Source organism: Singulisphaera rosea (assembly GCF_054877945.1).
Genome location: NZ_JBTYIP020000052.1, coordinates 24716 through 34822 on the forward strand (window position 1 = coordinate 24716; position 10107 = coordinate 34822).

8 protein-coding genes are annotated in these 10107 nt (G+C 65.4%); 3 read left to right on the plus strand and 5 right to left on the minus strand.

Annotation, left to right across the window (positions count from 1 at the left end):
• The first annotated feature begins 158 nt into the window (after positions 1-158).
• From ACYOEI_RS39955 to ACYOEI_RS39965, 3 genes are read left to right on the plus strand one after another with little or no spacing between them, the layout of a single operon-like run.
• Complete coding sequence (locus tag ACYOEI_RS39955; RefSeq protein ID WP_462856211.1) at positions 159-983, plus strand: FAD binding domain-containing protein; 825 nt, start codon at positions 159-161, stop codon at positions 981-983.
• A gap of 24 nt (positions 984-1007) precedes the next feature.
• Positions 1008-3740 (plus strand): molybdopterin-dependent oxidoreductase, encoded by a 2733-nt coding sequence (locus ACYOEI_RS39960; protein WP_462856212.1) that lies wholly within the window; start codon positions 1008-1010, stop codon positions 3738-3740.
• A complete protein-coding gene (locus tag ACYOEI_RS39965; protein WP_462856214.1) occupies positions 3737-4687 on the plus strand; it encodes an antibiotic biosynthesis monooxygenase in 951 nt (316 codons plus the stop codon). Before ACYOEI_RS39960 ends, ACYOEI_RS39965 begins: the two co-directional genes overlap by 4 nt.
• A gap of 126 nt (positions 4688-4813) precedes the next feature.
• On the opposite strand, the gene ACYOEI_RS39970 is transcribed toward ACYOEI_RS39965, so the two are convergent.
• The 5 genes from ACYOEI_RS39970 to ACYOEI_RS39990 all read right to left on the minus strand — a co-directional run.
• A complete protein-coding gene (locus tag ACYOEI_RS39970; RefSeq protein ID WP_462856216.1) occupies positions 4814-5860 on the minus strand; it encodes a bifunctional heptose 7-phosphate kinase/heptose 1-phosphate adenyltransferase in 1047 nt (348 codons plus the stop codon).
• On the minus strand, positions 5857-6963 hold the full coding sequence (locus ACYOEI_RS39975) for a GSU2086 family protein (protein WP_462856217.1): 1107 nt from the start codon (positions 6961-6963) through the stop codon (positions 5857-5859). Before ACYOEI_RS39975 ends, ACYOEI_RS39970 begins: the two co-directional genes overlap by 4 nt.
• A 410-nt stretch (positions 6964-7373) precedes the next feature.
• Positions 7374-8228 (minus strand): HAD family hydrolase, encoded by an 855-nt coding sequence (locus tag ACYOEI_RS39980; protein WP_462856218.1) that lies wholly within the window; start codon positions 8226-8228, stop codon positions 7374-7376.
• Positions 8225-8812, minus strand: a complete 588-nt coding sequence (locus tag ACYOEI_RS39985; RefSeq protein ID WP_462856220.1) for a D-sedoheptulose-7-phosphate isomerase — start codon at positions 8810-8812, stop codon at positions 8225-8227. Before ACYOEI_RS39985 ends, ACYOEI_RS39980 begins: the two co-directional genes overlap by 4 nt.
• 459 nt (positions 8813-9271) lie before the next feature.
• Positions 9272-10107, minus strand: an 836-nt coding sequence (locus ACYOEI_RS39990) for a DUF1501 domain-containing protein (RefSeq protein WP_462856222.1), incomplete at its 5' end; no start/stop codon positions are given.

Genomic DNA, 10107 nt, shown 5'->3' on the forward strand with positions numbered 1-10107 from the left:
TCTCACCTCAAATTCGGGCCATTCAGATTTTCTCTCCCAACATAGCCGTTACGCCAACTTGTACCGATCGGATACAATACGATGGTTTTCGGTCCTAGAGTTGGGTTGTGCTCTTCGCACGTGAAAATCTCTCGGCCTCGATGGATTGGCTGACCGTCATGGATCTGCACACCGTGAACCGCGTCCGACGCCCGTCGAACGCGGAGGAGATCGCGTCGTGGGAAGACGGCGACGCCTGGCTCGCCGGGGGGACGTGGCTGTTCTCCGAGCCCCAGGTTCACACCCACACGTTGATCGATCTGCACTCGTTCCAATGGCCATCGCTCCGTCATCGGGACGAAGGGCTTGAGATCGCCTCGACGTGCCGGGTCGTGGAGCTGGATCGGTTCGTGGAGACCGCGCCCGCCGAGTGGACGGCGGCCCCGCTATTCCGCGACTGTTGCCGGTCCTTCCTGGCCTCATTCAAGATCTGGAACGAGGCGACGGTCGGCGGGAACATCTGCATGTCCCTGCCCGCGGGCCCGATGATCTCGCTCACCGCCGCCCTCGAAGGAGTCTGCACGCTCTGGCCAAGGGCCGGGGCGCCGAGGACGGTCCCCGTCGTCGATTTCGTGACCGGCAACCATCAGAACGTCCTCGCCCCGGGCGAGCTGCTGCGATCGATCCTCCTCCCGTCGCATGCGCTCCGCAAGACGTTCGCGTTCCGGAGATTCACGCTCACGCACCTCGGCCGCTCCGAGGTCCTCGTCATCGGCACGCTCTGCCCCGAGCGCGGGACGTTCTTGCTGACGATCACCGCGGCCACCCTCCGCCCCGTTCAACTCCGCTTCGACGGCATCCCGACCGCGTCGGACGTGAATCGCGCGATCGACGATGCCATCCCTTTCCCACACTATCTCGACGACGTGCATGGGTCGCCGGCGCATCGCAAGCACCTGACCCACTACTTCGCGAACCAGATTCGTTCGGAACTGTCCCGCTAAGCTCGACCGCCCTCGGGAATCGCCATGTACTATCGGATCAACGGCCAGACGTTCGCGGCGGAGCCTCGTCCCGGACAATGCCTGCGGACCTTCCTCCGGAGCTTGGGCTGGTTCGGCGTGAGGAAGGGGTGCGACGCCGGCGACTGCGGCGCCTGCACCGTCTGGCTCGACGGGACTCCGGTCCACAGTTGCCTCATCCCGGCGTTCCGGGCGGAAGGGCGTGAGGTCACCACGCTCCAGGGGCTCGCCCAGGACGGCGAGCTCCACCCGATGCAGCAGGCGTTCCTCGACGCCCAGGCGTTCCAGTGCGGGTTCTGCGCGGCGGGGATGGTGATGACGTCGGCAAGCCTGTCCGACGAGGCCAAGACCGACCTCCCCTTCTACCTCAAGGGGAACCTCTGCCGCTGCACCGGCTACCACGCGATCGAAGACGCGATCAACGGCATCGTCTCGGTCGAGGAGGACCGGGCCGGACACGCCTGCGGGTCCAGCATCGCCAACCCGCATGCGAAGTCGATCGTCACGGGCGAGGCCCATTACACGATGGACGTCGCGATGGAAGGGATGCTCCACCTCAAGGTCCTCCGCTCGCCGCATGCTCATGCGCGAATCACGGCGATCCGCAAGGAGAAGGCCCTCGCCGTCCCGGGGGTCCACGGGGTCTACACCTGGCAGGACGTCCCCAGGAAGCTCTACACGACCGCAACGCACGACGACTACCACGTCGACCCCGACGACACGTACATGCTCGACAACGTGGTGCGTTTCGTCGGACAACGGGTCGTCGCGGTGGTCGCCGAGACCGAGGGTGCCGCCGAGGAGGCATGTCGGCTCGTGGAGGTGGATTATGAGCCCCTCCCCGCCGTGTTCGACCCCGAAGAGGCCATGCTCCCCGGCGCCCCGCTGCTCCACGGCGAGAAGGTGCCCGAATCTCGGATCCACGAACCCTTGCAGAACGTCTTCAAGAAGATCGAGGCCCAGACCGGCGACGTCGTCCGCGGATTCGCCGAGGCGGACGCCACCTATGAAGGCATCTTCTCAATCCCCAAGATCCAGCACGCGCACATGGAGACGCACGGCTCGATCGCCTGGCGCACGTCCGACGGGCGCGTCCACGTCCGCACCAGCACCCAGACACCGCACCTGACCAAGCTCAAGCTCGCGTACCTGTTCGGGCTCCATGAGGAACAGGTCCACGTCTTCTCCGAATGCGTCGGGGGCGGGTTCGGAGCCAAGCAAGAGGTGCTGAGCGAGGACCTCTGCGTCCTCGCGGCCCTCCGCACGGGCCGGCCCGTGAAGTGGGAGTTCACCCGCGCGGAGGAGTTCACCGCGACGGTCACCCGACACCCGATGAAGATCACCATCAAGCTCGGGGCAAAGCGGGACGGCACGCTCACGGCGATGGAGATGACCACGATCTCCAACACCGGCGCCTACGGCAACCACGCCGGCGAGGTCTTGGGCGCCTCGTTCAGCTCGTCGCTGGCGACGTATCGCTGCGAGAATAAGAAAGGGACGGGCTTCGCCGTCTACACCAACACCGTCCCCTCCGGCGCCTTCCGCGGCTACGGTGCGACGCAGACGACCTTCGCCATCGAGTCCGCCCTGGACGAGCTCGGGCGCAAGCTCGGGATCGACCCGTTCGCGATTCGACGCAAGAACATGATCCGACGGAACGATCCCGTCGAAAGCATCTGGCCCTCGGCGCACGACAGCGTGATCGGCAGCTACGCGTTCGACCAGTGCCTCGACTACGTCGAGCAGGCCCTCGCGAGCGGCCGAGGGGAGCCCAAGCCGGAAGGCGACGACTGGCTCGAAGGCCGAGGCATCGCGACCCATGCCCAGGACTGCATCCCGCCCACGGGCCACCGCTCGGAGGCCCACGTCGCATTGAAACCCGACGGGTCCTACCACCTGTCCGTGGGCTCCGCGGAATTCGGCAACGGCATCCGCAACGCCCAGCGGCAGATCGCCGCCGCGGTCCTGGGCTCTCGCGCGGCCGACGTCGCCATGGACTTCGTCGACACCGACCTGAGCCCTTATGACACGGGCACCTTCGCCAGCACGGGCATCAGCGTCTCGGCGGTCGCCGTCGAGAAGGCGGCCGAAGGGCTGCGCGAGAGTCTCCTCGACGTCGCAAGCGAGGTCTTCGGTGCCCCCGTCGATCAATGCCGGCTCGAAGGAGGAGGCGTCCGTTGCGGAGAGAGGACGCTTTCGCTGCGCGAGCTCCACGCGGCCGCGCCCCAACGGGGCAAACTCCAGGCGGGGCGGCGGTCCTACGGCTCGCCCCGGTCCAATTCCTTCCTGGCGCATGGATTCCGGATCGCCGTCCACCGCGTGACCGGCGAGATCCGGATCCTCCAGAGCGTCCAGGCCTTCGACGCCGGGACGATCATCAACCCGATGCAGGCGAAAGGTCAGGTCGAGGGGGGGATCGCCCAGGGGATCGGGACTACCCTCTTCGAGCGGATGGTGATCGACGACACCGGCACCGTCGTCAATCCTTCGTTCCGGAACTACCGGATCCCCGCCTTCGCCGACATCCCTCGATCCGAAGTCTTCTTCCCCAAGAGCCACGATCGCCACGGCCCTCTCGGCGCCAAGCCGATCGGCGAGGCCCCGATCATCCCCGTCAGTGCCGCCCTCGGGAACGCCCTCGCCGACGCGACGGGGATCCGCTTCCACAGTCTCCCCTTCAGCGCCGACCGCATCTTCGAGCGTCTGGCGTCCTTGCAAACCGATGCGAATACCTTATGAACGCCCCGTCCGTTCTCATTGCGACAGCGAAAGTCCGTCCCGACTGCATCGCGGCCTTCTCGGCCTGGAAAGCCCGGCACGACCTGGCGCTCGCCCAGTCGAAAGGCTTCCTCGGCAGCGACGTCATCCCCCCGGATGAACACAGCGACCGATGGACCATCCTGGTGAACTTCGATTCCCAGGAGAACATCACCGCCTGGCAACAGTCGCAGAAGCGTGCGGAAGTCCTGGCGGAGCTCGCCCCCTTGACCTTCGGGAGCAGCTTCGGCGAGGTCATGCAGGAGGAGACCCCCGGCGCCGAGCAGCCCAGGACGATGGTCACCCAGATCATCTTCTCTCGCATCAAGCCAGGCCTGGAGGAAGACTACCGGGCGTGGGTCGGCCGGATCGAAGAGGCCCAGGCCCGTTACCCGGGCTACCGGGGGACCTATTTCCAACCGCCGTCTCCCGGCGGGAACCACTGGCTCACCATGATCCGGTTCGACACCACCGAACATCTCAATGCGTGGCTCGTCGCCCCCGAACGGGCCGCCTTGCTCGAGGAAGCCAAGGCGGTCGTCGAGAACGTGGAAATGCTCCGCTTGGCCACAGCCTTCCCCGGTTGGGTCCCGATCAACCCCGAGACCGGGGAAGGTCCCCCGAGCTGGAAGACCGCGCTCCTCGTCCTGCTCGGCCTCTACCCGATCATCGCGCTCGAACTGCTCTACCTCAACCCGAAGCTCGAGCCCCTCGGCCCGGCCTGGGCCATCTTCACCGGCAACGTCCTCAGCGTGTCGGCCACCAGCTTCCTCACGATGCCGGCACTCGTCCGGGCCTTCGGATGGTGGCTCTTCACGGACGCGAAAACCAAGCCTCGAGCCACCCTCCGAGGAGTGGCCATCCTCGCCATCCTCTTCCTTTGCGAGATCGGATTCGTCGCCTGGCTATTCTCGGGGCACGGCAAGTAGCGCCGAACTCGAGACAGAGAGGATTCACCGCAAAGGCACACAGGACAGACAAAAGAAATAACAATTTCTTTTCCGATTATTCTTTGTGTCCTTTGTGGTGAATCCTCCCCGATTCCAAAGGGCCGGTCAGGAAAAAAGGTCGGCAGCCGGGTTCGGATGGAGCTCGAGGAGGTGGGCGATTTGCGCGACGGTCGCGGTGCCCGTGGTCCCGAGCTGGTGGATCACGAGCGAGGCGGCGGCCATCGCCAGCTCCATCGACTCGCGGGCATCGGCCTCGGCGGCGAGGGCGGCGGCGAGATTCGCGGTGACCGAGTCGCCCGCGCCGACGATGTCGATCGGCCCTCGGACGGGATGCGACGGGACGTGCTCGGGGGGACGACCGAGCACCGCGCCGACGATCCCGAGCTCGGCCATGGTGACGAACACCGGCTGGCCGTTCCTCGCGACGAGCTCGCCCACCTGCGTCTTCACGGCGTCGAGCTCGACCGAGGTCGTGCCCGTCATCCTCGCGAGCTCGGCGGCGTTCATCTTGAACCCGAGCGGCGGGAAGTCCTGGACCCCGCGTCGGCTATCGGCGAGGACCGTGAGCCGGCCCTCCTTCCGGAGTGCCGCGAGGGCGGCCTCGCAGACCAAGGGAGTGACGACGCCCGTCTCGGCGACGTCCACTTGATCCATGAGGAGAAGCACGTCGACCCGCTTCGCCAGCTCACCGATCCGCGTCGCGAGGTCGCTCTGGAGCTCGAGCGGCGTCGGTGACCAGTTCTTGGAGTCGAACCGGTTCAGCTCCCGGGGCGGCAACCCTTCCTGGATCACCAGGGGCTTGCAGTAGACCGGGGTGCGCCTCGCGGGAGTGGTCAGGAAGTGCTCGAGGCTCACGCCAGGCTGGGCTTCGAGCGCCCGGCGAAGCTCGTACCCTTCGCCGTCGTCGCCGCAAAAGCCGACCGGGTAGATCTCGCCGACGCCGAGGGCGACGAGGTTGTTGAGGATCGTCCCCGCGGCCCCCGGATGGCTCCGGACCTTCACCACATTGTAGACGGGCAGCCCGGTCTCGATCGACGACTCGCCCAGCTGCGGGTCGATGTCGAGGTACCGGTCGAGGAAGAAGTCGCCCACCACGCCGATGCGGAGCCGAGGGTAGCGTCCCGTGATCTCGGAAAAGCGTTCGGCATTCATATCCGGCTCAGTTGGCGGTAGAGGTGGTGGATGAACGTCGCATTATCGCATTGCGCATACTGCATGGCACCTCCCATCCGGGAGTAGCTCTTGCAGAACCGGAGGTAATAGGCGGGGTTGGTCTTGGGGGGCTCGCCCTGGGTCCAGTCCCAGTTCCCGCCATCCTGAAGGTCGACGACGTAAAAGGTGTGGTCGCGGACGACCTCGCCGCCGGCCTGGAGCCTGAGATTGTTGACGCAGCTCAGGGCCTTCTCGAACACCTGAGGTCCCATGATGGCCGAGCCGATCGAGAGCACGACACCGCCATCGAGCCCTTCGACCGAGCCGCCGAAGAGCTTGAAGTCGTGCCCGGCGGCCCGCCCGATCGCCGCGCCGTCGAAGACGGGATGATTGGCGATGATGTCATAGCCGATCCCCGGATGGACCGTCATCGGGACGCCGTGGCGATAGGCCTGGGCGATGATCGAGGCGTGTTTCCAGCGATGCTCGACCGCGGTCCGACCGGCCGGCCAGCCTTGCTCGAGCATAGCCTTCAAGAGGTCGGCGCGGGCGGCCGTCAAAGGGTGCCTCGGCTCGGCGGCAATCGCCAAGTCGAGCTCTTCAACAGAGGGGAGCGTCACACCGTCCTCGAGGATCAAGCGACCCAGGGATCGACCATACCCAAGTCCGTCGAGCGCCCCGAGGAGGAGGGCGCGGTGGATGTTCGTGGAGGTCTCGTCCCAGGTCCCGAACGTGCCGTTGGCCACGTTCATCTCGACGCTCTCGGTCGAGGCGCCGAACCAGGCGTATTCCCAGTCGTGGATCGTCCCCGCGCCGTTGGTGGCCAAGTGGGTCAGCCAGCCTCGGCCCATCATCCGCTCGAGGATCGCCGCCGCGCCGTTGCGCAGGAGGTGGGCCCCGTAGATCAGCATGACGGTCGCACCCCGGGCCCGGGCCGCCCGGATCTTCTCGGCGCACTCGTCGATGATCGCCTCGTTGGGGGCCGAGCAAGACTTCGGCGCCGACTCGGGGTCGATCACAACCTCGTCGGCCCGCGTCAGGCTCTGTCGCTCGGCGAGGGGGAAGACCTTCAGTTTCTTGAGGTCGAGGGGCTGCACGCTCACGACGTCACGACTCCCTTTTGGGCACTTCGGCCCGATACACTCGCCCACAATCTTGACTGTTGGGGCCGTCGTCGCCCGACAAGATGCGCGGAGCGGTTTGGGCCGACCTCGGTGTTTGTCTCGAAACCCGGTTTTTTCTCAAAACCGGGTTTCTGACCCACAAACAAAACACCGTCGACCCCTTGCTCGCGGGATATCATCGCCGACTCCCAGAAACCCGATCGGATCATGGGGCGAGATCGGTGCCGAAGTCATCCCGTAGGGTGGGCATCGCCCACCAGTCTTTCCCGGTGACGATCAAGCCTCCCGGAATCCTGGTGGGCAGTGCCCACCCTACAAGGAGCCAGCACCGATTTCGCTTCATGAGCCAACCCGATTTTTTCTTAAAAGTCGGGTTTCGATGCGAGTCGTCAACGGCCAAGCAGATAGTCGACGAACCCGATCGCGTCGCGATAGTCGGGGATCACGGCGTCGGCCCCGACTCCGAGCAGCCGCTCACGTTTCCACTCGTCGACCCGGCCCGAGCCGTTGTTGGCCTCGTCGCTGGCGACGGCCACCGCGACGCCCCCGACTTGCTTGGTATTCTCGATCTCGACGTAGCCATCCCCGAACGCGAGGAGCTCGCGGCCGGACATGTTGTTCTCCCGGAGGATCCGGTCGATGACCATCTTCTTCGAGAAATTCTTGTAGTCGTCGAGCGCCCCGTAGATGTGGCCCCCGAAGTACTCGGTGAGGCCCAGGAGCTCCGCTTCCTTCTTGACGAACGGCTCGTCGGTACCGCTCGCGAGGTAGATTTGGAGTCCGCGCTCACGGAGATGTTCGAGGAAGGCGCGGCCCCCGAACACGACGAGGTCGTCCCTCGGGATCGAGCCGTCGAGCAGGCCGTTGCTCCGGTTACCGATGTGGGCGTCGAGCCTGCGGAGGTACTCGTGCTTGTACCAGAGCGGCTCACGGGGCTCGCCGTTCCGCTCGCGAACCCGATCGGCGAGCTGGATCATCTGGTAGATGGTCTGCTTGCCGTTCAGCCGCATGATGTCGTCGAGCACGAGCTGGCGGAGCTGCTCGTCGGACTCCCCCTCGAGGCGAGGGACGGCCTCGACGAACATGGGGACCATGACCTCGGGCCATCCCTGCCGAATCAGCGAGAGGGTACCGTCGAAGTCGAAGAGGACGTGGGTGATCTCGGGCCGGGGTTCCAAAGGCGCCGGCAATTCCACGCTCGCCCACCGCGACGGGCTCGCGACCGAATCCGAAGCGCCGCTCATGCCGACTCTCCCGCGCCTTTGGGCTGCTCCATGAAGGCGTAGGCGAGCATGTGGCAGATGGTCATCTGCGCGTCTTCCACCCGACCGTAATGTGTGTCGTTGATGACCAGGACGTGCTCGGCGATCTCGGCCAGGGCACCCCGCTTCGCCCCCACCAGCGCCACCGTCGTGACGCCGTTCTCGCGGGCCCAGCGCATCGCCTTGACCAGGTTCGGCGAGTTGCCGCTCACGCTCATCGTGAGCGCCAGGTCGCCCGGCCGGGCGTAGTTCTGGATCTGTCGAAGGTAAACATCCTCATACGAATAGTCATTTCCGATCGCGGTCATCCACGCCGTGTTGTCGTTCAGCGAGAGGATCCGGAACCGGACGTCCGACTTGTCCGAGGCACCCTTGCCCACGTCGGTGACGAAGTGGGAGGCGTTCGACGCGCTGCCGCCGTTGCCGAACACGAAGATCTGGGCACCCTTGTCTTTGGCCTGTCGGAGGAGCTCGACCACCTCGGCCACCTGGTCGAGGGGGAGGGCTTCGTAAACCTCCTGCTGTCGCGCACGGTATTCGGACAACCAACTCGAAAGGTTTTGCATGACCAAGTCCAGGGAGTTTAGGCGATCGGGAATGAGCACCGGCGCTCGCACCGACATCCGGCAAGGCCCAGGGCGGGTGGGCCAGGCGGCCCTCTATCGAGGACGGACACGGCTATTTAAATAGCCGATTTTCCGCCGAACATCAAGATTCCGATGGTTTTGTTCAGGTATTCAAAATTGTAGGGTGGGCATCGCCCACCAAGATTTGCTCAGTCGACATCGGCCTCGGAGCCTATGGCCAAAGATCGGTGGATACTCCGCAATGACCCCAGCCGAGTCCTCACCTGAAGATTTTTTCACCACAAAGAATACAAAGAACTCTCAGGGCAGGTCTGAGCCGGATTGGTTCACTCAGGCTCCTCTCCTGCGAGTGCCCTTCGAGGAGAAATCCTCGCGTAGCGAGAATCCGATGGAGATCGGTGGGCAATGCCCACCCTACAGGAAAAAGCCCATATACGTTCACAAATAAAGCTCTCGAATCGGCTTTCCTTCACTGAGGGCGATGGGGCGACCCACGGGGGAGATGTTTTCTTTGCGGGGATCGAGCCCGACGGCCGAAAGGATGGTGGCGTGGACGTCGGCCATGGAGAGGCGGCCGACGGGGTCTTTGATGCCCTCGGGGTCGGTTTCGCCGATCACGTGGCCGCCGCGGAGGCCGCCGCCGGCGATCGCCAGGCTGAAGCCGTTGGGCCAATGGTCTCGGCCGCCGGCGAGGTTGATCTTGGGGCTCCGGCCGAACTCGCCCGAGCAGAGGATCACCGTCTCGTCGAGTCGGCCACGGTCCTTCAGGTCGGTGATCAGGGCGTGGAGCGCCGGGTCGAGCTCCGAGGCGCGGGTCTTGTGGATCGCGTGGTTGTTGACGTGGCTGTCCCACCCTTCGAGCGTGACCTCGACGCAACGCACGCCCACCTCGGTCAGTCGCCTCGCGGCGAGGCAGGCCCGGCCGAACGGCGTCGCGCCATAGGCCTCGCGCAACTGGGCCGGCTCCTGGGAGACGTCGAAGGCCTTGAGCTGCTCGGAGGTCATCATGACCCGGGCCCGTCGGATCGTGTCGCGATGGAGCGTCGCCTCGACCCGTCGGCGACGGCCGAGGGCGAACGTCTTCTCGACCACGTCGAGGTCGCGGATCCGCCCCTCGTCGCGATTCGACGCGACGAGCGAGGTGACATCCGGGAGTTTCTGGAGGGGGTCGCCGGTCTTGAATGCGTCGTATTCGCCCCCGAGGAAGCCCCCCCGCCCCGGCCATTGGCCCGGCAGGATCGAGACGTGCCGGGGGATGCCGGTTTCTCCCACGG